Origin of the sequence: Bradyrhizobium sp. B117, from assembly GCF_038969555.1 — a bacterium.
Taxonomy (GTDB): Bacteria; Pseudomonadota; Alphaproteobacteria; order Rhizobiales; family Xanthobacteraceae; genus Bradyrhizobium.
Map to the genome: position 1 here is coordinate 6,830,337 of NZ_CP152414.1, position 23,474 is coordinate 6,853,810.

20 protein-coding genes are annotated in these 23,474 nt (G+C 66.6%); 7 read left to right on the forward strand and 13 right to left on the reverse strand.

Annotation, left to right across the window (positions count from 1 at the left end):
• Positions 1-51: 51 nt before the first annotated feature.
• The 5 genes from AAFG16_RS33205 to AAFG16_RS33225 are packed head-to-tail and all read left to right on the forward strand — an operon-like array spanning position 52 to position 6,035.
• The gene (locus AAFG16_RS33205) at positions 52-540 is read left to right on the forward strand and encodes a formate dehydrogenase subunit gamma (RefSeq protein WP_342732084.1); all 489 of its coding nucleotides are present in this window, start codon (positions 52-54) and stop codon (positions 538-540) included.
• Positions 537-2,093 carry an NADH-quinone oxidoreductase subunit NuoF gene (locus tag AAFG16_RS33210; RefSeq protein WP_342732086.1) on the forward strand — a complete coding sequence of 519 codons (1,557 nt, stop codon included), beginning with the start codon at positions 537-539 and terminating at the stop codon, positions 2,091-2,093. The genes AAFG16_RS33205 and AAFG16_RS33210 overlap by 4 nt, the downstream gene beginning before the upstream one ends.
• Before the next feature lie 10 nt (positions 2,094-2,103).
• On the forward strand, positions 2,104-4,977 hold the full coding sequence (fdhF, locus tag AAFG16_RS33215) for a formate dehydrogenase subunit alpha (protein ID WP_342732088.1): 2,874 nt from the start codon (positions 2,104-2,106) through the stop codon (positions 4,975-4,977).
• A gap of 4 nt (positions 4,978-4,981) precedes the next feature.
• Positions 4,982-5,812: a formate dehydrogenase accessory sulfurtransferase FdhD gene (fdhD, locus tag AAFG16_RS33220; protein ID WP_342732090.1), complete on the forward strand. Its 831-nt coding sequence runs from the start codon at positions 4,982-4,984 to the stop codon at positions 5,810-5,812.
• Entirely contained in the window at positions 5,799-6,035 is a 237-nt protein-coding gene (locus tag AAFG16_RS33225) for a formate dehydrogenase subunit delta (protein ID WP_342732092.1), read from the forward strand. Before fdhD ends, AAFG16_RS33225 begins: the two co-directional genes overlap by 14 nt.
• Here AAFG16_RS33225 and AAFG16_RS33230 read toward each other — a convergent pair.
• From AAFG16_RS33230 to AAFG16_RS33290, 13 genes are all read right to left on the reverse strand, one after another.
• A complete protein-coding gene (locus tag AAFG16_RS33230; protein WP_342732094.1) occupies positions 5,992-8,979 on the reverse strand; it encodes a bifunctional [glutamine synthetase] adenylyltransferase/[glutamine synthetase]-adenylyl-L-tyrosine phosphorylase in 2,988 nt (995 codons plus the stop codon). The genes AAFG16_RS33225 and AAFG16_RS33230 overlap by 44 nt on opposite strands.
• Positions 8,976-10,436: an ATP-binding protein gene (locus AAFG16_RS33235; RefSeq protein ID WP_283080682.1), complete on the reverse strand. Its 1,461-nt coding sequence runs from the start codon at positions 10,434-10,436 to the stop codon at positions 8,976-8,978. The genes AAFG16_RS33230 and AAFG16_RS33235 overlap by 4 nt, the downstream gene beginning before the upstream one ends.
• Entirely contained in the window at positions 10,420-11,100 is a 681-nt protein-coding gene (locus AAFG16_RS33240; protein ID WP_283080683.1) for a response regulator transcription factor, read from the reverse strand. The genes AAFG16_RS33235 and AAFG16_RS33240 overlap by 17 nt, the downstream gene beginning before the upstream one ends.
• A gap of 274 nt (positions 11,101-11,374) precedes the next feature.
• Positions 11,375-12,955, reverse strand: coding sequence for a Do family serine endopeptidase (locus AAFG16_RS33245; protein WP_283080684.1), 1,581 nt, complete (start codon positions 12,953-12,955; stop codon positions 11,375-11,377).
• Positions 12,956-13,202: 247 nt separating this feature from the next.
• On the reverse strand, positions 13,203-13,685 hold the full coding sequence (locus tag AAFG16_RS33250) for a cytochrome c-type biogenesis protein (protein WP_342732097.1): 483 nt from the start codon (positions 13,683-13,685) through the stop codon (positions 13,203-13,205).
• A 5-nt stretch (positions 13,686-13,690) separates the two neighbouring features.
• Entirely contained in the window at positions 13,691-15,670 is a 1,980-nt protein-coding gene (locus AAFG16_RS33255; protein ID WP_342732099.1) for a heme lyase CcmF/NrfE family subunit, read from the reverse strand.
• Entirely contained in the window at positions 15,667-16,176 is a 510-nt protein-coding gene (gene ccmE, locus AAFG16_RS33260; protein ID WP_342732101.1) for a cytochrome c maturation protein CcmE, read from the reverse strand. The genes AAFG16_RS33255 and ccmE overlap by 4 nt, the downstream gene beginning before the upstream one ends.
• A gap of 34 nt (positions 16,177-16,210) precedes the next feature.
• Positions 16,211-17,338 (reverse strand): c-type cytochrome biogenesis protein CcmI, encoded by a 1,128-nt coding sequence (gene ccmI / locus AAFG16_RS33265; protein WP_342732103.1) that lies wholly within the window; start codon positions 17,336-17,338, stop codon positions 16,211-16,213.
• 131 nt (positions 17,339-17,469) lie between these two features.
• Positions 17,470-17,739 carry a hypothetical protein gene (locus tag AAFG16_RS33270; protein WP_283087029.1) on the reverse strand — a complete coding sequence of 90 codons (270 nt, stop codon included), beginning with the start codon at positions 17,737-17,739 and terminating at the stop codon, positions 17,470-17,472.
• A 99-nt stretch (positions 17,740-17,838) separates the two neighbouring features.
• Positions 17,839-19,239: a hypothetical protein gene (locus AAFG16_RS33275; protein ID WP_342732107.1), complete on the reverse strand. Its 1,401-nt coding sequence runs from the start codon at positions 19,237-19,239 to the stop codon at positions 17,839-17,841.
• Positions 19,240-19,399: 160 nt separating this feature from the next.
• The gene (locus AAFG16_RS33280; RefSeq protein WP_283080690.1) at positions 19,400-20,776 is read right to left on the reverse strand and encodes a sensor histidine kinase; all 1,377 of its coding nucleotides are present in this window, start codon (positions 20,774-20,776) and stop codon (positions 19,400-19,402) included.
• A gap of 94 nt (positions 20,777-20,870) precedes the next feature.
• Positions 20,871-21,536, reverse strand: coding sequence for a response regulator transcription factor (locus AAFG16_RS33285; RefSeq protein ID WP_018315821.1), 666 nt, complete (start codon positions 21,534-21,536; stop codon positions 20,871-20,873).
• Positions 21,537-21,761: 225 nt separating this feature from the next.
• On the reverse strand, positions 21,762-21,917 hold the full coding sequence (locus AAFG16_RS33290; RefSeq protein WP_162832009.1) for a hypothetical protein: 156 nt from the start codon (positions 21,915-21,917) through the stop codon (positions 21,762-21,764).
• Between the two features lie 236 nt (positions 21,918-22,153).
• Here AAFG16_RS33290 and AAFG16_RS33295 point away from each other — a divergent pair, with 236 nt between their 5' ends.
• Positions 22,154-23,134 carry a Ku protein gene (locus AAFG16_RS33295; RefSeq protein ID WP_283080691.1) on the forward strand — a complete coding sequence of 327 codons (981 nt, stop codon included), beginning with the start codon at positions 22,154-22,156 and terminating at the stop codon, positions 23,132-23,134.
• A 59-nt stretch (positions 23,135-23,193) separates the two neighbouring features.
• Positions 23,194-23,430, forward strand: coding sequence for a hypothetical protein (locus AAFG16_RS33300; protein ID WP_283080692.1), 237 nt, complete (start codon positions 23,194-23,196; stop codon positions 23,428-23,430).
• Positions 23,431-23,474 lie beyond the last annotated feature (44 nt).

A 23,474-nucleotide genomic window follows, 5' to 3' on the forward strand; every position in this document is an offset into this window, starting at 1 on the left:
AATGATTCCAAATAGTTTGCGAGGGAGAAACGCTCTGGTTGAGAACGAATAATGACAACGCTTCACGAGCCTTGCTACGAGTCCTGGGACGAGACGCGCGGCGCCGAGATCATCGCCGAACATGCGAAGCAGGAGGGCGCAACGCTCGTCATCCTGCATGCGCTTCAGGAAGCGTTCGGCTACGTGCCGGAGGCGGCGATTCCCATGGTCGCGCAGGCGCTCAATCTGTCGCGCGCCGAGGTCCACGGCGTCTTCACCTTCTACCATGATTTCCGCCACAAGCCGGCCGGCCGCCATGTGCTGAAGCTGTGCCGCGCCGAAGCGTGCCAGGCTGCCGGCGGCGACGCGCTGGCCGCGCGCGCCGAGTCGAAGCTTGGCGTGTCGCTCGGCAATACGACCGCCGATGATCGCGTCACGCTGGAGCCGATCTACTGTCTCGGCCTGTGTGCGACTGCGCCGTCGGCGATGCTCGACGGCCGCCTCATCGGCCGGCTCGACGAGAAGCGCCTCGATGCACTCGTTGCGGAGGCCCAGCGATGAGCATGCGTCTCTTCGTCTCACGCGACGCAGGTGCGGTCGCCGTCGGCGCCGACGAGGTCGCGCTGGCGCTGGAACAGGCTGCCGCCAAGCGCAGCGTCGCGGTCGAGATCGTCAGGACCGGCTCGCGCGGCCTGTATTGGCTGGAGCCGCTGGTCGAGGTCGCGACGCCGCAGGGCCGGATCGCCTTCGGACCTGTGACCGAAGCCGACGTGCCCTCCCTGCTCGACGCGCTTGCCAACAACAAGCCGCATGTGCTGCGGCTCGGCGCCACCGACGAGATCCCCTGGCTGAAGCGCCAGACCCGCCTCACCTTCGCCCGCTGCGGCGTGATCGATCCGCGCTCGCTCGACGACTACCGCGCCCATGGTGGCTACAAGGGTTTTGAGCGCGCGCTCTCGCTCGGCCCTGACGCGATCCTGAACGAAGTCACGGCGTCCGGCCTGCGCGGCCGTGGCGGCGCGGGCTTCCCGACCGGCATCAAGTGGAAGACCGTCGCGCAGGCGAAGGCCGACCGCAAGTTCATAGTCTGCAACGCCGACGAAGGCGACAGCGGCACCTTCGCCGACCGCATGATCATGGAAGGCGATCCCTTCCTGGTGATCGAGGGCATGACCACCGCCGGCATCACGGTCGGCGCGACCAAGGGCTACATCTACATCCGCAGCGAATATCCGCATGCGGTCGAGGCGATGAACGCCGCCATCGTGGCGGCCAAGCGCGGCGGCTATCTCGGCGACAAGATCGACGGCTCGACGCACAGCTTCGATCTGGAAGTGCGCGTCGGCGCCGGCGCTTACGTTTGCGGCGAGGAGACCTCGCTGCTGGAGAGCCTCGAAGGCCGTCGCGGCATCGTGCGCGCAAAACCGCCGCTGCCGGCGCATCATGGCCTGTTCGGCAAACCGACCGTCATCAACAACGTGCTGTCGTTCGCCGCGATCCCCTTCATCCTCGCCGAAGGCGCCAAGGCCTATGCCGATTTCGGCATGGGCCGCTCGCGCGGCACGATGCCGATCCAGCTCGCCGGCAACATCCGCTACGGCGGCCTCTACGAGACCGCGTTCGGCGTGACGCTCGGCGAGCTCGTGGACGACATCGGCGGCGGCACTTTCACGGGCCGCCCGGTCCGCGCGGTGCAGGTCGGTGGCCCCTTGGGCGCCTATTTCCCCCGCGCACTGTTCGACACGCCGTTCGACTACGAGGCCTTCGCGGCGCGCGACGGCCTGATCGGCCATGGCGGCATCGTCGTGTTCGACGACAGCGTCGACATGCGCAGGCAGGCGCGCTTTGCGATGGAATTCTGCGCCGTCGAATCCTGCGGCAAGTGCACGCCGTGCCGGATCGGCTCGACCCGCGGCGTCGAGACCATCGAGAAGATCATCAATGGCGAGCGCGTCAGCGAAAACCTCGCGCTCGTCGAGGACCTCTGCAACACCATGAAATTCGGCTCGCTCTGCGCACTCGGCGGCTTCACGCCCTACCCCGTGCTCAGCGCATTGAAGCACTTCCGGGAGGATTTTGTCCCGGCCCCGACCACGCTTCAGGCCGCGGAATAGGAGAACGACAATGTCTCTGATCGAGGAAATCGACTACGGCACGCCGCGCTCCAAATCGGAAACGATGGTCACGCTGACCATCGACGGCAATCAGGTGACGGTGCCCGAGGGCACCTCGATCATGCGGGCCGCGATGGATGCCGGCCACCAGATCCCGAAGCTGTGCGCCACCGACATGGTCGATGCATTCGGCTCCTGCCGGCTCTGCCTCGTCGAAATCGAGGGCCGCGCCGGAACGCCGGCGTCCTGCACCACGCCGGTCATGAACGGTCTCGTGGTTCACACCCAGACCGAGCGGCTGAAGAAGCTGCGCAAGGGCGTGATGGAGCTCTACATCTCCGACCACCCGCTCGACTGCCTCACCTGCGGCGCCAACGGCGACTGCGAATTGCAGGACATGGCCGGCGCCGTCGGCCTGCGCGACGTGCGCTACGGCTATGAGGGCGAGAACCACGTCTTCGCCAAGACGAACGGCTGCAGCAACGACCACTGGATGCCGAAGGACGAGTCCAATCCGTACTTCACCTACGATCCCTCCAAGTGCATCGTCTGCTCGCGCTGCGTCCGCGCCTGCGAGGAGGTGCAAGGCACCTTCGCGCTGACCATCTCCGGCCGCGGCTTCGACAGCCGCGTCTCGCCGGGCATGAGCGAGAGCTTCCTCGGCTCCGAATGCGTCTCCTGCGGCGCCTGCGTGCAGGCCTGCCCGACCGCGACGCTGACGGAAAAGTCGGTGATCGAGATCGGCCAGCCCGAGCACTCCGTCGTCACCACCTGCGCCTATTGCGGCGTCGGCTGCGCCTTCAAGGCCGAGATGCGCGGCGAGGAAGTGGTGCGCATGGTGCCGTACAAAGACGGCAAGGCCAATCGCGGCCATTCCTGCGTCAAGGGCCGCTTTGCCTGGGGCTACACCAATCACAAGGAACGCATCCTCAAGCCGATGATCCGCGACCGGATCGAGGATCCCTGGAAGGAAGTGTCCTGGGACGAGGCGTTCACGTTTGCCGCCGCCAAGATGCGCGGCATCCAGAAGACGTATGGCCGTGACGCCATCGGCGGCATCACCTCCTCCCGCTGCACCAATGAAGAGACCTATCTGGTGCAGAAGCTGATCCGCGCCGGCTTCGGCAACAACAATGTCGACACCTGCGCCCGCGTCTGCCATTCACCGACCGGCTATGGCCTCGCCACCACCTTCGGCACCTCGGCCGGCACCCAGGATTTCGATTCGGTCGAGGACACCGACGTCGTCGTGGTGATCGGCGCCAATCCGGCCTCCGCGCACCCGGTGTTCGCCTCGCGCTTGAAGAAGCGGCTGCGCCAGGGCGCCAAGCTGATCGTGATCGATCCGCGCCGCACCGAGATGGTGGAATCGCCGCATGTGAAGGCGCTGCACCTGCCCCTGATGCCTGGCACCAACGTCGCTGTGATGACCGCGCTGGCGCATGTCATCGTCACCGAAGGCCTCGTCAACGAAGCCTTCGTGCGCGAGCGTTGCGACTGGGCCGAGTTCGAGGAATGGGCGGCCTTCGTCGCGCAGCCGAACAACAGCCCGGAAGCCACGGCCATCCTCACCGGCGTCAATCCGAAGGATCTGCGCGAAGCCGCCCGCATCTACGCCACCGGCGGCAACGGCGCGATCTATTACGGCCTCGGCGTCACCGAGCACAGCCAGGGCTCGACCACCGTGATCGCGATCGCCAACCTTGCGATGGCGACCGGAAATATCGGCCGTCCCGGCGTCGGCGTGAACCCGCTGCGCGGCCAGAACAACGTGCAGGGCTCCTGCGACATGGGCTCGTTCCCACACGAGCTGCCGGGCTACCGCCACATCTCGGGCGACGCCGTGCGCGACCAGTTCGAGGCGCTGTGGAACGTCAAGCTCAACCCTGAGCCGGGCCTGCGCATCCCCAACATGTTCGACGCCGCGGTCGAAGGCACGTTCATGGGCATCTACGTGCAGGGCGAGGACATCCTCCAGTCCGATCCCAACACCAGCCACGTGGTGGCGGCGCTGTCGGCGATGGAATGCGTCATCGTTCACGACCTCTTCCTGAACGAGACCGCGAACTACGCCCACGTCTTCCTGCCCGGCTCGAGCTTCCTCGAGAAGGACGGCACCTTCACCAACGCCGAGCGGCGCATCCAGCGCGTGCGCAAGGTGATGACGCCGAAGAACGGCCTGGCCGACTGGGAGGTCACCATTGGCCTTGCCAAGGCGATGGGCTTCGAGATGAACTACAGCCACCCCTCGGAGATCATGGACGAGATCGCGGCGCTGACCCCGACCTTCGCCGGCGTCTCCTACGCCAAGCTGGACGAGCTCGGCTCGGTGCAGTGGCCCTGCAACGAGAAGGCGCCCGAAGGCACGCCGGTGATGCATATCGACGGCTTCGTCCGCGGCAAGGGCAAGTTCGTCGTCACCGAATATGTCGCGACCGACGAGCGTACCGGCCCGCGCTACCCGCTGCTGCTGACCACGGGCCGCATCCTCAGCCAGTACAATGTCGGCGCGCAGACGAGGCGCACCGAGAACGTGGTCTGGCATGCCGAGGATCGCCTCGAGATCCATCCGCACGACGCCGAGCAGCGCGGCGTGCGCGACGGCGACTGGGTGCGGCTGAAGAGCCGCGCCGGCGAGACCACGCTGCGCGCGGAGATCACCGACCGCGTTGCGCCGGGTGTCGTCTACACCACCTTCCACCACCCGGACACGCAGGCCAACGTCATCACCACGGACTATTCGGACTGGGCGACCAACTGTCCCGAATACAAGGTCACCGCGGTGCAGATCTCGCCCTCGAACGGCCCGTCCGACTGGCAGAAGGCCTATGACGCGCAGGCGCGGCATTCCCGCCGCATCGCGCCGGCCGAAGCCGCGGAGTAGCGGCATGCACGTGCCGGTCCAGGCCATCGACCGCGAGATCTGGCGCGACGGTGTCACGTCCGAGGGCGCACGGCTGATCCCGGAGGAGACGCCGCTGGCGCTGACCTATAATGGCGGCACCTATGCCGTCATGATGGGCACGCCGCAGAACCTCGAGGATTTTGCCGTCGGCTTCAGCCTGGACGAAGGCATCATCAAGTCGGTCGACGACATCAAGTCGCTCGACGTGGTTCGCCTCGACGACGGTATCGAGCTGCGCATGTGGCTGGCGTCAGACGACGCCGCGCGGATCAGCGAGCGCCGCCGCCACATCGCGGGCCCGACCGGCTGCGGCATCTGCGGCATCGAGTCGATTGCCGAAGCGGTGCGGCCTGCGGCCGTGGTGCCGCAGGGGACCATCTTCACGCCGCAGCAGATCATGACCGCGATGCAGGCGATCGCTCCCCTGCAATCGATCAACATGCAGACCCGCGCGGTCCATGCCGCAGCGTTCTGGTCGCCGGCAAACGGCATTGCGGCCCTGCGCGAAGACGTCGGCCGCCACAATGCGCTGGACAAGCTCGCGGGATCGCTGGCGCGGAGCCGGACCGACGCCAGCGCCGGCATGGTGCTGATGACGAGCCGTGTCTCGGTCGAGATGGTGCAGAAGACGGCCGCCATCGGCGCGCCTGTCATGGTCGCGGTCTCCGCCCCCACTGCGCTTGCGGTGCGCACCGCGGAGGCTGCCGGCATCACGTTGATTGCGATTGCCCGCAGCGACGGGTTTGAAGTGTTCACGCACCAGAGCCGCATCGCGGCTCTTCGTGCCCAGGAGATTATCGATGTCGTCGCCTGACCGCCTCATCTACATGGCCAACCAGATCGGCAAGTTCTTCCAGAGCCAGGGCCACGACAAGGCCGTGCCGGGGATTGCCGAGCACATCAAGAAGTTCTGGGATCCCCGGATGAAGCGCGCGATCTTCGCTCATCTCGATGACGGCGGCATCGGGCTCGAGCCAAACGTGCGCGAGGCGATCATCGCGCTGAAGCAGACGACGTCCCTCCCAGCAGCGTCCTGAACACGCGCCGCACCTCGCTCTGCGTCTCCTTGACGCGAGCCTCCAGCGCGGAGAAATCCGGCGCATCGCCGGCGCGCGCCATCACGCGTTGAAGATCGGTGCCGGCGGTCTCCGGCTTGAATCGGTCACTGACGCAGAGCCGCAGGATCTGCGTCAGATCGTGATAGAGCCGCGCCGCGGCGCGCAGGATCTCGGTCTCCGATTGTGAGAGCACCCCGAGCCGGCATGCATTGTCCAGCACCTGCAAGGTACTGACGTCGAGTATCTCGGGCTTGTCGTGGGCGTGCACGAGCTGGAGATATTGCGCGATGAAGTCGATATCGACCATGCCACCGGCGGCATATTTGAGATCCCAATGGTCGCTCTCGCCCTTCTCCTGCGCGATGGCGTGGCGCATGTCGGCGACATCGTTGGCGGTGATCACGGGATCGCGGCGGCGGGTCAGGACATCGCGGATCACGCGCTCGATCCGCTCGCGGAATTCGCGCGAAGCCGACACCACGCGCGCGCGCGTCAGCGCCATATGCTCCCAGGTCCAGGCCTCGCTGGCCTGGTAGTCGGCGAAGGAGACGAGGCTCGAGGCCACCGGGCCAGCGCGCCCCGAGGGACGCAGCCGCATGTCGATCTCGTAGAGCACGCCGTAATTGGTGCGGGTCGTGAAGGCGCTGATCAGGCGTTGGGTGAAGCGGGCGAAATAATGCGCGCCCTGGAGCGACTTCGGTCCGTCCGAGTCCGGCTCGTCGCTGTCGAAATCGTAGAGCAGGATCAGGTCGAGATCGGACGAGGCCGTCATCTCGCGGCTGCCGAGCCGGCCCATCGCGATGATCGCGGTCTCCTGATCCTTGATGCGGCCGTGCTGGGCGGCGAAGCGGTCGGCGACGAGCCCGTGCACGGTATGGACGATGCCTTCGGCGACGTCGGCAAAGGCCGTGCTCGCCTGCTGCGCCGTGACTGTGCCGGACAGGATGCGCGTGCCGATCAGGAACAGGCTCTCCTGCCCGAACAGGCGCAGGCGATCGAGGAATTCCTCGTATGAGCCGGCGTCCTGCACGGTCGCCGCCAGCCGTCCCGACAATTCCTGCTTGTCCGGCATGGCGCCGAAGAAACGCGGATCGATCAGGCCGTCCATGAGCTGCGGCTTCCGCGCCAGCATCTCACCGAGCCGGGGCGCTGCGCCCAGCACCAGGGCCACGAGCGCGACGAGATCGCGGTTCTGGCCGAGCAGCGTGATCAGCCGGCCGCCGCGCTGGAGCGCCTGGAGGAATTGGTCGAACGCCACGACGGCGCGATCCGGCTCCTCGGCATGGGCGAGCCCCTCGATCAGGGCCGGCACGAACTCGACGAAAGCGCCTCGCGTCTGATCGTTGCGGAACACGCGATAATCGCCGGTAATCCAGTCGCGCACGGTCTGCGCGACGGCGGCAGGCGTCTTGAAGCCGAGCGAGGACAGATATTGCAGCAGGCGCGGATCATCGGGACCTGCGCTGTAGTCGAGCGCCGGCAGCTTTGCGGTGCCGGTCGGATCGTCGCCCTCGAACAGTTTTTCGTAATGCCCCTGCACGATCTCGAGCTGGCGTAGCAGATCGCGCGCGAAGGCTTCGCGATCCGGATAGCCGAAGAAGCGCGCAAAACGATCGACCGCCTCCTTGTCGTCGGGCAGCGCATGGGTCTGCTCGTCGGCGATCATCTGGAGGCGATGCTCGACCCGGCGCAGGAATTCGTAGGCCGTGGTCAGCTCGTCGCGCGCAGCCGACGTGATCCAGTTGCTGGAGGCGAGAATGTCGAGCGCGGCGAGCGTCGGCCGCACCCGCAATTCGCGATGGCGGCCGCCCGCGATCAGCTGCTGCGTCTGCGCGAAGAACTCGATCTCGCGGATGCCGCCGCGGCCGACCTTGACGTTGTGCCCCTCGACCGCGATCTCGCTCTGGCCGCGATAGGTCTGCATCTGCCGCTTCATGTCGTGCACGTCGGCAAGCGCGGCGAAGTCGAGATGCTTGCGCCAGACGAACGGCGAGATCTCGGCCAGCAGCGCCTCGCCCGCCTTGGGATCGCCGGCACAGGCGCGCGCCTTGATCATCGCGGCGCGCTCCCAGGTGCGCCCTTCCCGCTCGTAGTAATTCAGCGCGGCGTCGCGCGAGATCGCCACCTGGGTCGAGGACGGATCCGGGCGCAGGCGCAGATCGACGCGGAAGACGTAGCCGTCATAGGTGCGCTGCTGAAGGATGCGCGCCATGCCTTGCGTCACGCGGACGAAGAACGGCTGCGGCTCGATGTCCGGCGCGAGCGTCGTGGCTTCGGGATCGAAGAACACGATGAGATCGATGTCGCTGGAATAGTTCAGCTCGCCCGCCCCCATCTTGCCCATCGCGAGCACGATCAGGCCGCAGCCTTCCTCGGGAGCTTCCGGATTGGGTGGTGAGAGCTTGCCACGTGCGGCTTCCTGCCGCAGCAGGTACTGGAGCGCCGCCTGCACCGAGGACACGGCGACGTCGGTCAGCGCCGCCGTCACCCGCATCACCGGCCAGACCCCGCCGATGTCGCACAGCGCGGTCAGCAGAGCCGCTTCCGCCTTCATGCGGCGGAGCAGACGCATCACCTCGGCTTCGTCGCCCGCCGCGAGCACTGCGCCCCTCGCCTCCGCGATCAGCGCGGGAAGATGCGCATCCGGATCGCATCCGAGCAGGCGGATCAGGCGCGGTGCATCGGCGCGCACCAGATCGAACAGATAGGGCGAGAATTCCGCGATGCCGGCCAGGATATCCCGCGCGAAGGGATGGCTCAGCAAGCCCTCGATACGGGCCGATTGTGCCGGCTCAAGTTCCGCCAGCCAGCTCTCAAAACGTCGTTCGTCGGTTGCGGAAGCGGCAATATGGGGAGCCTCCGCGAAACGGGTCGCGAGGCTCACACCAGTCTTGTCCGCGTTTCCCGGCGCGGAGTGGTTCATGCCACCTTCTGTGGCACATCCGGCAGCGGAGGGGCAACCCTGTCGCCCGCGCCCGCGCGCGACGGCAGCACCAGCGTGGCGACGAGGCCGGGATTGGCATCGCCCAGCCGCAATTCGCCGCCATGAAGCGTCGCAACCGCGGCGGCGAGGCTGAGGCCGAGGCCGGAGCCCGGCAGCGTGCGACTGGCCTCCAGCCGCACGAATCGCTCGACGACATGCTTGCGGTCAGCCTCGGGGATGCCGGGGCCGCGATCGGTGACGCTGAGCAGCACCTGGTCGCCTTCGCGCTTCGCCTCGATCGTGATCTGCCGAGAATCCATGCTGACCACGGTTCCCGCCGCCTGCGCGACCGGCTTGCCATATTTGATCGCGTTCTCGACCAGATTGGCGAGCGCCTGACTGATCAGTTCGCGGTTGCCGTGAACCGGCGTCGGATCGGCCTTCACCTTCAGGGTCATGCCGTCGTCCTCGGCCAGCGGCTCGTAGAGCTCGTGGATGCCGCCGGCGACTTCGGCCGCGTCGAAATCATCCATGTTGCCGCGCGCCTGGCCGGACTCGGCGCGCGCGATCATCAGCAGCGCGTTGAAGGTGCGGATCAGCCCGTCGGATTCCTCGATGGTCCGCTCCAGCGCGGCGCGGTAATCGGCCTCGCAGCCCGATTTCGCCAGCGCCTCCTCAGCGCGATTGCGCATGCGCGTCAGCGGCGTCTTGAGGTCGTGGGCGATGTTGTCGGAGACTTCCTTCAGCCCCGCCATCAACGCCTCGATCCGCTCCAGCATCGCGTTGAGGTTTTCGGCCAGGCGATCGAGCTCGTCGCCGCTGCGTCCGACCGGCAGGCGCCCGCCGAGATCGCCGGTCATGATGCGCTGGGCCGTGCCGGTCATGGCGTCGATGCGGGTGAGCACGCGGCGCGCGACGAAAATGCCGCCGCCGAGGCCGAGCACGACCACGATCAGGATCGACCATTGCGCGGCCTTGGCGACGATGCCGAACAGGCGCCGCCGCTCGGCGAGATCGCGGCCGATCAGAAGCCGGAAGCCGTTTTCCAGCTCGGTGACGCGCACCAGCGCGCGATGATCGCGGTCATCGGCGTCCTCGATCCGCCGGTAGGCGGTCTCGGACCAGCCGATGGTCGCCATCACACCCGGCGCCAGCGAGCCGACATTGCCGGCGATCGCCTGGCCGGTGGGCGAGGTTACGAGGTAGAGATTGGCGCCAGGCCGCAACGCCCGGTACTCGATTGCACGCGCGACGTAGAACAGGCCGCGACGGCCGTAGATCTCGTTGATCTCCGAGGTCTCGGCATTCACCGTCTGCGTGATCTCTTCGGTGATCAGCCGCCGCGTGTTCCAGGCGAAATAGCCGAGCAGCGAGGCCGCGAACATCGCGAACAGCAGCAGATAGACCAGCGTCAGCCGGAACGCCGTGGTGCGGATGAGTTTACCGAATGCCGTCACGGATCATGTATCCGGCGCCGCGGATCGTGTGCAGCAGCGGCCGCTCAAAACCCTTGTCGATCTTGGAGCGCAACCGCGAGATGTGCACGTCGATCACGTTGGTCTGCGGATCGAAATGATAGTCCCAGACGTTCTCCAGCAGCATGGTGCGCGTCACCACCTGGCCGGCATGCTTCATCAGATATTCGAGCAGCCGGAACTCGCGCGGCTGGAGCGTCAGCTCGTCCTTGCCGCGGGCGACGCGGTGGGACAGCCGGTCGAGCTCGAGATCGCCGACACGATAGAGCGTGTCCTCGGCAGGTCCGCCGCGGCGGCGCGACAGCACCTCGACCCGGGCCAGCAGCTCGGCGAAGGAATAGGGCTTCGGCAGGTAGTCGTCGCCGCCGGCGCGCAGGCCCTTGATGCGATCGTCGACCTGTCCGAGCGCGGAGAGAATCAAGACCGGCGTGGTGTTGTCCTTGTCGCGCAGCGCGCCGATCACCGACAGGCCGTCGCGCTTGGGCAGCATGCGATCGACCACCAGCACGTCGTAATCGCCGTTCTCGGCCATGGCGAGGCCTTCCTCGCCGTCGGCGGCGTGATCGGCAATATGTCCGACTTCGCGAAACGCCTTCACGAGGTAATCGGCGGATTCGCGGTCGTCTTCGATGATGAGGAGGCGCATCGTGCGTTCGGCGGCGGTCAAGGAGGTCAACCTTCTCTAAACATGGCGCGAGCGGCAATCGCATGCAAGCCGAGTGGGACGGTCTCGAACCGAGAAAAAGGCGGGCGGTGAAGCTGGGGGGACTTCACCGCCCTAGGCCTTCCGACGGAGGGGGGCGTAATTCCACCGGAAGGTAGACAGGGGAAGCAAACGTTGCGCTGCTCCCCCGAAGGGCGCCGGCGGCGGGGGCGACCGATGCCGACGACACCCTTCATCTCGTAAGCCTCCTGAGGTCTCAGCCCTTGGCGATGGGCACGGCGACGAAGCGCGACTGGCCGCCGCTCTTCACGCGCATCAGGACGCTGTTCTTGTTGTCGGTCCGCGCCGCGTTGATGGCGTCGCGGACTTCGCCGGCGGTGGCCACGCTCTTGCCGCCGACCTCGAGGATCACGTCGCCTTCCTTGAAGCCGCGTTCGGCCGCGGCGCTCTTCGGGTCGACTTCGGTGACGACGACGCCTTCCTTGCCGGCGCCGGCTACGGAGTTGGCGGGGGCGACGGTCATGCCGAGCTTGGGCACGTCGGTACCCTTGGTCGCGCCCTTGCCGCTGTCATTGTCAATGTCGGCCTTGGCTTCGACCGTGTTCGGCAGCTGGCCGAGCGTGAGGTTCACGACCTTGTCCTGGCCCTTGTGCAGCACGTTGAGCTTCACGGTCGCGCCGGGCGCCATGCCGCCGATGGTGCGGGCAAGCTCACGGGCATCCTTGACGGACTCGCCGTTGACCGCGGTGATGACGTCGCCGGATTCGATGCCGGCCTTGGCCGCCGGACCGTTCGCCTGCGGCTCGGCCACCAGCGCGCCTTCGGCCTTCTTCATGCCGAGGCTGTCGGCGATGTCGGAGGTCACCGGCTGGATCTGCACGCCGATCCAGCCGCGGCTGACCGAGCCCTTGTCCTTGAGCTGGGCCACCACGCTCTTCACGGTGTTGGCGGGAATCGAGAACGCGATGCCGACGCTGCCGCCGGAGGGCGAGTAGATCGCGGTGTTGACGCCCATCACCTCGCCGTTGGTGTCGAACGCCGGACCGCCGGAATTGCCCTTGTTCACGGGCGCGTCGATCTGGATGAAATCGTCATAGGGACCGTTGCCGATGTCGCGCCCGCTGGCCGAGACGATGCCGGCGGTCACGGTGCCGCCGAGACCGAAGGGATTGCCGACCGCCAGCACCCAGTCGCCGATCCGCGGCTTGCTGTCGGCAAGCTTGGCGAACGGGAAGTTGGAGCCGCCCTCGACCTTGATCAGAGCGAGGTCGGTGCGCTGGTCGGTGCCGATCACCTTGGCGGTGTAGGTCTTGCCGTCATCGGTCGTGACCTCGACCTTGTCGGCGCCGTCGACGACGTGGTTGTTGGTCACGGCATAGCCGTCAGCCGAGATGAAGAAGCCGGAGCCCTGGCCCTGCACGACGCGGCCACGGCCGCCACCCTTCAGACCGGGAACGCCGTCCGGACCGCCGAAGCGGCGGAAGAAGCGCTCCATCGGCGAGCCCGGCTGGAACGGCGACTGTGCGTCGTCGCCATCATCGTTGCTCGCGGTCTTCTCCTTGATGTTGACCTTCACCGAGATCACCGAGGGCTTCACGCGCTCGACGATGTCGGCGAAGCCGACCGGACGCTCGACCTTCCGGACCTCGTTGTTGACCTGCGCATGCGCCGGGCTGGAGAACAGGTCGGCGGGCGACACCGACGGGCTGAAGCCGTAAACGGCAGCGCCGAGGCCGGCGACGACCGAGGCCATCAGCGCGATCTTGCGCGCGGAAAACACCGACCGGCGCGACTGCCGGTAGGACGGAAGGTTCGAGAGGTCGATACGGTCGTTCATGCAGAGATCTCCAGGGCCTTGAAATCCATCTGGTGCCGGATGTCGGCACCTTTACGGACCTGAAGATGGGGACTTCCGCCTTACCGTGCGCTGGCGGCGGGGTTAAACTTTTGTAATGGAGGGGCGAGCCGGATGCGGCAGTTTATCGCAGGCCGAAAGTCGTGGTTCTTTAGGAACTTAACGGCGGTTCCCGGACCAGCCGCAAGCGAGTTGTTCCCGGCGTTTTTCCAGCTCGCCCGGACGCGCCTCAGGGCGACTTCGCCTCGTCCGACATCAGGGCCGCTAGCCGCGCTTCTTCCTCGGGCGTGAGCGGCGGAGCTGGTAGATCCGCACCGCTCTTCGCGCGCCGGCGGATTTGCAGCCATAACGCAAGGCCACCGCCGATCAGCAGCAGCGGCGCGAGCAGCCAGAGCAGCAGGGTCTGTCGCTCGAAGCGCGGCTTGAGCAGCACGAACTCGCCGTAGCGCGCGACGAGAAAATCGAGCACCTGCGAATTGCTGTCGCCGGCCGCGATACGCTCGCGCACCAGCAGCCGCAGGTCGCGCGCGAGCGGCGCCTCGGAATCGTCGATCGACTGGTTCTGACAGACCATGCAGCGCAGCTCGCGCGACAATTCGCGCGCGCGGGCCTCCTTCGCGGGATCCGACATGATCTCGTCGGGCTGAACGGCATGCGCCGCCGGCACGGCCAGCAGCATCAAGGCGACGAACGCGGCCATCATCCGGCGCATCACAATCACTCCGCGGGCTGGAGGCGCTGCTTGGCCCGCGCCGGCTTCGGCGCGCCGACCCGCAGGCGCCGGTCGGACAGCGACAGCACGCCGCCGAACGCCATCAGCACCGGTCCCCACCAGATCAGCAGCACCAGCGGCTTGTGATAGATGCGCACGGCGATTGCGCCCTCGGCGGTGGCGTCGCCGAGCGAGACGTAGAGCTGGCTCGCGCCGCGCGTCAGCAGCGCCGCCTCGGTGGTCGAGGAGCCGCGCGTTGTAAAGCTGCGCTTCGACGGCGTCATGACGCTGATCGTCTCGCCGTCGCGGCTGACGTTGAACTCGGCGATCATCTCGCGGTAGTTCGGTCCCTGGCGCGAAAACAGGCCGTCGAGCTTGAGATCGTAGCCCGCGACATGGGCGACGTCGTTCTGCTTCATCGTCGCGATATATTCGCTGTTCCAGGTGGTCTCGCAAACGATTCCGATCAGCGCGACGCCGAGGCCGGCATGCGCGAATGCCGTACCCCAGGCCGAGCGTGGCAGCCCGCGGGCCCGGTGCAGCGCCGTTGCGAACGGCAACCGCACAAGACCGGTCCTCTCGACGATGTCGGTGACGGCGCCGGCGATGACGAAGATGCCGAGCCCGATCGCGATCGGCGCCAGCGTCGCGCCGCCGCTCGCCCAACCCCAGGCGATGGCGACAGCGACGAGGCCGGCAACACCAGCCGCGAGCAGACGCTGCGTCACGCCGAGCAGGTCGCCGCGCTTCCACGCCAGCATCGGCCCGAACGGCACGGCAAGCAGCAGCAGCGCGAATAGCGGGACGAAGGTGAGATTGTAGAAGGGCGCGCCGACCGAAAGCTTGAGGTCGAGCGCTTCCATCGCCAGCGGATAGAGCGTGCCGAACAGTACGACCGCGCAGGCCACGCTGAGTAGCAGATTGTTCAGCACCAGCGCGCCCTCGCGCGAGATCGGCGCGAACAGCCCGCCCTGCTTCAACGAGGTCGCGCGGGCTGCGAACAGCGACAGGCTGCCGCCGATGAACAGGCAGAGGATCAAGAGGATGAACACGCCGCGGGTCGGATCGGTGGCGAAAGCGTGCACGGAGGTGATGACGCCCGAGCGCACCAGGAAGGTGCCGAGCAGCGACAGCGAGAAGGTCAGGATCGACAGAAGGATGGTCCAGACCTTCAGCGCGTTGCGCTTCTCCATCACCAGCGCCGAATGCAGCAGCGCGGTGCCGGCGAGCCAGGGCATCAGCGAGGCGTTCTCGACCGGATCCCAGAACCACCAGCCGCCCCAGCCGAGCTCGTAATAGGCCCAGTAGGAGCCCATCGCGATGCCGAGCGTCAGGAAGATCCAGGCGACCAGCGTCCACGGCCGGACCCAGCGCGCCCAGGCTGCGTCGATCCGTCCTTCCATCAGCGCCGCAATGGCGAAGGAGAACGAGATCGAGAAGCCGACATAGCCGAGATAGAGCATCGGCGGATGCACGGCCAGACCGATGTCCTGCAGCACCGGATTGAGATCGCGTCCCTCGATCGGCGGATTGACGATGCGCAGGAACGGGTTCGAGGTCATCAGGATGAAGAGATAGAACGCGCTGGCGATCCAGGCCTGTACGGCCAGCACATGCGCGCGCAAAGACAGCGGCAGGTTGTTGCCGAAGGCCGCGACCAGTCCGCCAAACAGCGCCAGGATCGACACCCACAGCAGCATCGAGCCTTCATGATTTCCCCACACGCCGGTGATCTTGTAGAGCAGCGGCTTCATCGAGTGGGAATTCTCGTAGACGTTGGCGACGGAGAAATCCGACGTCACGTGCAGCATCACGAGCGCGATGAACGAGGCGCCGACGAACAGCAGCTGCGCCAGCGCGGTGGAACGCGCCACGTTCATCAGCGCGGCATCGCGCAGGCGCGCGCCGATCAGCGGCACGATGGACTGGATCAGCGCGAGGCCGAGCGCCAGCACCAGCGCGTAATGTCCTGACTCCGCGATCACCGCACCGCTCCCTGCAGGTTGCCCTGCGCGGTCGTGGCCGCAGGCTTGCCGCCGCCAGAGGCTTGCGCGCCGTAATCATCCTTCCAGTGGCCCTGCTTCTTCAGGGCATCGGCGACGTCCTTGGGCATGTAGGTCTCGTCATGCTTGGCGAGCACGGTGTCGGCCTTGAACACGCCGCTGGCGTCGAGCGCGCCCTCGGCAACGACGCCCTGCCCTTCGCGGAACAAATCGGGCAGGATGCCCTTGTAGGCGACCGGCAGCTTGGCGCTGCCGTCGGCGACCTCGAAGGTCACCGCGAGATTGTCGCCGCGCTGGAGCGAGCCGGGCTGCACCAGCCCGCCGAGGCGAAACCGCTTGCCCGGCGCGACATGCTTCTCGGCGACCATGGTCGGGGTCGAGAAGAACACGATGGAGTCGCGCAGTGCATTGAGCACCAGCGCGGCCGCGAGCGCGAGCACGGCGAGCGAGCCGCCGATGATGGTCATGCGTCGCTGCTTGCGGGTCATGGCGTATCCGTTCTCCCGTCTCGTCCCACTATGGTCATCCGTCGAGCCCGAGCGTCTTGAGGCCCTCGTTGAGCTGGCGCAGCCGCTCGGCGTCGTTGGCGACGGCCTGGCGCGCGTCGGTCGAGGCGCCCTTCGCCTTGTCGCGGTCGCCCATCACGAGATAGGCGCGCACCAGGCGCAGCCAGCCCTCGACGTCGTCGCCGTTCTGCTTGAGGCGCGTGGCGAGACGCTCGACCATGCCGCGGATCATCGCGTTGCGATCACCCTCATTCATGTCCTTCGACGCTGCGATCGTCTCGTCCGACAGCGTCGGCATCGTGCTGCCGCCGCCGACCCGCGCCAGCGAGGTTTGCACCAGGGGACGCCACGGCGCATCCGCGGGCGCTTTCGCCAGCAGCGCGCGCCAGATGTTGGCGGCATCGTCCTTGCGGCCGTCCTGCTCGGCGGCAAGGCCGAGGAAGTAGTTCGCCTTGGGATCGTCGGCGTTGAGCGCATGCGCGCGCTCGAACTCGCTCTTTGCCTCCGCAGTCACCACGCCACTCGCGGCAGCCGCGATCGCTTCGCCGAGGTCGGACCTTCGCTCCGCGCTCTCGCCGTTGTAGGTGATCGAGTTGCGATAGGCGCGCACCGCATCGTCGAAGCGGCCGAGCCGCTCCAGCACCGGCGCGAGCACGTTCCAGCCGCGGCCGTCGGTCGGATTCTTTTCCAGATGTTGCTCGACCTGCACGACGAGGTTCTCGAGCGACTGCGCCATGCCAGAGCCCGTCCCGCGCTCCCGCTGCGCCAGCGGAAAGTCGCGCAACAGCGGCGAGCCGAGCGGCATGTAGACGCCGATCGCAACCAGCGGCAGCCCGGCCAGCGCCAGTACGGCCGCCGCGCGGCGCCATTTGAGGTTCGATTTCGGCGCCAATGCGGGCTCGCTGCCGGCCGCGGCCAGCAGCCGGCGGCTGATCTCGATGCGCGCGGCTTCGGCTTCGGGCGCGGCGATCAGCCCCGCGGCGAGATCACGCTCGATCTCGGCCAGCTGGTCCTTGTAGACCGCGACCTCGCTACCCTGGTTTTGGCTATTCTGATCCTGCGCGCGTCCGCTGCGGCCGAGCGGCAGGAGCACGGCGAAAATCGCCGCGACCGTCATCAGCGCGAACACGAACCATAGCGTCATCAGGCAAGCTTCCGGCGGCGCGCCACCCGCGCCCATAGCTGGCTTTACACCACGGCCGGACGATGCGGCAATTGACAATTGTCAATTTGGCGCGAGCGCACGCAGTCCCGAAACGGTGGAAATCCAACGGCTTAGCCGATCTCGAAGTCCGCGCTCTGCGCGGCGTTCTCGCCGTGCCCGTCGAAGGCCCTCAGGAAGTATGTTCCCGGCTCGATGGCGTCAGGCAATCTGATGCGCAGCGCCCCGACGGGAACGGGCGATGCAACCCTGGTGACCGTCTCAGGCAGCTGCCGCCCGCTTGCCTTCTCGACCAGCACCACCTTCGCCCCGACCATCAGCCGTTGATATTTGGCAACAATGACGCGGTTCTCGATCTCGATGGAGCTGATGACGGGTTTCATGCGCCCACAGATAGAAATTTCAAATCTTGCACGGCGACCGTAGGGCTCGCCACCGGCAGCGTCAACCACAAATTGTGATCACAAAAATATGCGCTTGGATCAGCTTGCGCGCGACGATTTGCGCTCGCCAGTAGCTGCATTCTCCGCGGCGCGGCTCATCAGCGAGGCGTAATCGTCGCCGAACAGCACCTGGCAGAAGCGAATTGCTGCCTGCACCTGCTGCTGGCGGTAGGTACGGACCTTGTGATCGGCGGCGCGCAGCGATTGCACAAGCTGCTCGGTCGAGCGCTCGACATATTGCTGGAGGTCGGAATAGGTGCGCAGCGTCACTTCGTTGATCGCAAGCTCGCTGGCATAGTTGCGGCAAGTCGCGACGAAATCGATCAGCGCCGCCGTTTCCTCGACCTCGGTGCTGTCGATCCGCGCCCCCGGCGGGATGTCCTTCTCGGGCCGCTGGCGCAGGATGCGGCGGACCCGGCCCGGAACACTGTCGATCTCCGATTGCAGCGCATTGGAGATGTCGGCCCGGATCGAGGTCAGCTGCTTGCCCCAGGTCGAATCGTTGCGCAGGTCGAGCTCGGTGCGCAGCCCGCGCACGCCGTCATGCAGCGCCTTGAGATTGTCGGCGACGTTGTCGAAATGGCCGCGCTTGATGTCCATGCGCAGGATCGCGGCGACGCAGGACAGATCGTGCAGGGCCATCGTGACCGCGACACCATAAGGCGTCGCCGCGACGCGGATCTCGTCGTCGGACGCGGCCATCTTGATGGCGAGGCGGATGATCTGCCAGGGCGCGGTCATCCGCTGCGCCACCATCGACAGGGCGAAGGGCAGCATCTGCGGCGTCTGGAGCACGGGAATGTTGAGCGCCGCCGTCACCGAGGCGATCTGGGGCTCGCCGAAGGCGCGCAGGAAGCGCGGCAGCTTCTCGTTCAGGGTGGCGATGGCCTCCCGGACCTGGAGCACCGCCCCGATCGAATAGAGATCCTCGATGACGTTGGGCGGGCCGACACGGGCAAGCGCGCGCGATTTGTCGCCGCCGCCCGGACCCGTCAGCTCGAAGATGGCATCGGCGGCCACGGCCTGGAGCTTAAGCGCGAGCGCCTCGACCTGCCCTCCCGCCTCCGCCGGCATGCGCGCCAGCGCCGCCTCGAATTCGTTGACCTTGTCCGGCGCGCCGTCGCGGCCGAGCCATTGCCAGATCGGATGCAGCGAGGCGCGACGGATCTGGCCGACCCGAATCGGGGCGCCCGCCTCGACCAGGAACGGTTCCAGCGCCTGGAACAGCAGCCGCGACAAATCATCGGTGCGCGGCGGCGGGGCTTCGTCGGATTCGCTCTTGCGGACGATCTTGCGCAGCTGCTCGAGCACGAGGGTCGCCACGGCCGTGTCCTGGCCGCGCTCGAGCGCGCGCTCGAACTCCCGCATCAGCAGCGCCTGCGACTGCGGCGGGAGCTGCGCGAGATATTCCCTCAGCCGCTCGATCGATGTCTGGCTCATGCGCCCGGTAATGCACGGTAAAATGGCGGACGTGGATGCGTCCGGGCGCGATCATAGGAGGCTGCGCCTTAAGAAGCGGTTGAGGACGTTGGCGCGAATGCTCCCTTTGGCTCTGCGAATTGGTCGTCCTCAAGCCGAAAATTCCCGTGGGAACAAGGGATTATATTCCTGGGAGGACCAGCTCGGCGCGCAGGCCCCCGATCGGCGCGCCACTGAGGGACAGGCTGCCGCCATAGAGCGCGGCAAGGTCGGTCACGATGGACAGGCCAAGTCCCGAGCCGGGCTTGGACTCGTCCAGCCGCTGCCCGCGCCGGGAGACCTGGGCGCGCTCGGCCTCCGACAGGCCGCGGCCGTCGTCGTCGACGAGGATCCGCAGCCGGGGGCCGGTGTCCGCCTGACGCGCCGTCTCCACCAGGACCTCGATGAAGACCCGGGAGGCCGCCCATTTGCAGGCATTGTCGACGAGATTGCCGACCATCTCCTCCAGATCCTGCCGCTCGCCGCGAAACTTCGCCGACGGATCGGCCTTGGCCTCGACCAAGATGCCGCGGTCGCGGTGGATCTTCTCCATGGTCCGCCGCAGCGCCTCGATCGCAGGCGCAACCTCCGTCACGGTCGCGACCACCGAAACCCGCGCCGCGATACGGGCGCGCTCCAGGTGATGGGCGACCTGGTCGCGCATCACGTCGGCCTGCTCCATCACCTTGGCCGCGAACGGCTCGGCGGCGTGGGCGCCGGCCTCGTTGACGATGACCGAGAGCGGCGTCTTGATCGCGTGGGCGAGATTGCCGACATGGGTGCGTGCACGCTCGACGATCTCGCGATTGGCTTCGATCAGCGCGTTGGTCTCGCGCGCCAGCGGCGCGATCTCGACCGGGAATTCGCCTTCGAGCCGCTCCGCCCGCCCGGACCGGATGTCGGCGATCGATTCCGAGATGCGCTTGAGCGGCGCGAGGCCGAAGCGGACCTGGAACACCGTGGTCAGCAGCAGCACGATGCCGAGCGCGGTGAATGTGCCGCCGAGATAGTAGTCGAAGCTGCGTGTCTCGTCGAAAATCTCGGTATCGTCGCCGGCGACGCTGACGAGGAATTTGCCGTCGGCACCGAGATCGACCGGCCGCTCCACCATGCGCAGATTCTGCCCCTCGGGCCCGTCGACGTAGGCGAGGCGAATGCCGGCGGCGGTGAGCTCGGCGCCCTGCTCCTCCAGCTTCGGCAGCTTCTTGTCCCACAGCGAGCGCGAGGAGCGCACCTCCGGCTTCTCGGTGTCGGTGCGCGTGATCTGCCAGTACCAGCCGGACAGCGGCAGCTCGAACAAGGGCTCGCCCAGCGACTGGAACTGGCGGTCCGGCGGCTCGTCGGGGGTCGCGACCTCGGCGATGAGGGTGCGCAGATAGAGATTGAGCCGGCGGTCGAAGGCGCGCTCGGTGGCGTTCTTGTAGACCGACGACAGCACGACGCCGGTGATGGCCAGGATCACTACGAGCCACGCCGTCGCCGACAGGAACAGCCGGTTGGCAAGTGAGCTAGCGGCCATCGGAACGGTCCCGGCAGGCGCAGGATGTCAGGGCGTCAAACGTCATGACCGGACCAAGGCCCCTGTTCGGGCTGCCGTCAAGCCCGAGAGGGCCTCAGGCGGCCGGCGGCGTCAGGAGATAGCCGAGCCCGCGGACGGTCTGGATGATGTCGACGTCGAGCTTCTTGCGGATGCGGCCGACGAAGACCTCGATGGTGTTGGAGTCGCGGTCGAAATCCTGGTCGTAGAGATGCTCGACGAGCTCGGTGCGGGAGACGACGCGTCCGGAATGGTGCATCAGATAGGCCAGAAGCCGATATTCGTGCGAGGTCATCTTGACCGGGTTGCCCGATACGCTGACCCGGCCGGTCCTGGTGTCGAGCGTGACGGGGCCGCAAGAGAGCTCACTCTGGGCGTGGCCGGTGGAGCGGCGCAGCAGGGCGCGGATGCGCGCCAACACCTCCTCCAGATGGAACGGCTTTGCGACATAATCGTCGGCGCCGGCATCGAAGCCCTGGACCTTGTCGCTCCAGCGGTCGCGCGCGGTGAGGATCAGCACCGGCATGGTGCGGCCGTTGCGGCGCCATGCCTCCAGCACCGAGATGCCGTCTTTCTTCGGCAGGCCGATGTCGAGCACGACGGCGTCGTAGGGCTCGTTGTCGCCGAGATAATGCCCCTCCTCTCCGTCGAAGGCGCGATCGACGACGTAGCCGGCGTCGGTCAGCGCCTTGGTGAGCTGGCGATTGAGATCGGGGTCGTCCTCAACAACGAGCAGGCGCACGTTTCTCTCCAGAGATAGGCCGCATCAACTGCGCCAGAGATGAGCAATTCCGGCGTGAACTGAATATGAACGCGGGGAACTGCCTGCGTTACTTTTTAGTCATATACTAACAACGCGCCGACGCGACTGCGCCCGCCGGGCCACCGGATGAGCCGGGGCATGGCGAGCGCAATGTGCCGCTTTGCGCGGCGAGTCGGAAGGGTCTGAACGCCTCGACGTCGGCCGTCAGGTCCGGAAGAACACGAACCAGACGACGGCGAGGATCAGGATCGCCAGTCCGGTCGAGATGGCGAGCAGCGCGGCCACCGAAGGTCCGGGCTCGCCCTGGCGGGCCTCGGTCGGAGTTTCGACGATCCGGTTCTGCTCTCGCGTGGTTGCCATGATGCCCTCAATCTCTGGATGTCGCCTCCGATGGCCGGCGACCATGTCGCAGCCCCGTGTCCGGAGCCAACGCCCGATCCGATATGATGTTCCGGCTTTTGCCGCGGACTGAGGCAGCAACCGCGCGCTCAGCAGCCGGTTAACGCAGTTGCAAGATTCCGCGTCGTGCCTTGCTATGATTCGGTGTTCCCCGATGGTATCCTTGTCTGCTGTCCCCGTTGCGTTTGGAGTAGCCCATGGCCCCCCGCGCCAATTGGAAGGGTTTTCTGCGTCTGTCGCTCGTGACCTGCCCGGTCGCGCTGTATCCGGCCACTTCGGATACCGAGAAGGTCTCGTTCAACCAGATCAACCGCAAGACAGGCCACCGGATCAAGTATCTGAAGGTCGACGCCGAGACCGGTGACGAGGTGACCTCCGAGGACATCGTCAAGGGCTACAAGGTCGACACCGACACCTATATCGAGGTCACCAAGGACGAGCTCGACGACATTGCGCTCGATTCCACGCACACGATCGACATCGACGAGTTCGTGCCGAAGGCCGACATCGACAACCGCTATCTGATCCGCCCCTATTATCTCGTGCCCGACGGCAAGGTCGGCCACGACGCCTATGCGGTGATCCGCGAGACCATCCGCAGCATGGACAAGGTCGCGATCGGCCGCGTGGTGCTGACCAACCGCGAGCACATCATCGCGCTGGAGCCGCTCGAGAGCGGCCTGATGGGCACGCTGCTGCGCTATCCCTACGAGGTCCGCAGCGAGACCGAATATTTCGACGACATCCAGGACGTGAAGCTGACCAAGGACATGCTCGACCTTGCCAAGCACATCGTCGAGAAGAAGTCCGGCGCGTTCGAGCCCGAGCTGTTCGAGGACCATTACGAGAGCGCGCTGATCGACCTCATCAACAAGAAGCGCAGCGGCATGCCCATCGCCGCAAAGGCCACGCCAAAGACCAGCGGCAACGTCATCAGCCTGATGGACGCGCTGAAGAAGAGCATCGCGAACGAGAAGGATACAGCTCCCGCGGCGAAGGCCGCCAAGGAGGCGGTCAAGGGCAAGAAGCCGAAGAAGCGCGTCGAGGGCCAGCGCGAGATGCTGCTGCCGATATCAGGCAAGGGCGGCAAGGACGCTGCAGCGAAGACGGCGAAGGAGCCTGCGAGGAAGGCCGACAAGCCGGTGCGCGCGCCGGCGCGCGCGAAGAAGGCCGGCTAGCGGCATCACACCGTCGCATCGCGCCGTGATCTCTCCCCTCGCCGATCGGCCGGCCTGACATGCCCTGGTCGGCGGCGTTCGACGATCCCATTGCCTTGCGCGGCGGGCGCAAGCTGCGGACGCTGCAGGAGGCGGCCGATCACATCATGCGGCTGCCCGAGGACGCGCAGCACGCCCCTCATTGGCAGACCGCAATCGAGACGCTGATCCATGCGGCCGAGACCGGCGGCGGATGGATGATGTTCGCGCGCATCGCGATGTTGCGGGCGCTGAACGCGGACGCCGGCCGCAGCTAGGCGCTGTGTCGCGTGCAGGATGCTGCGCTCGCGTTCCTCGTGAC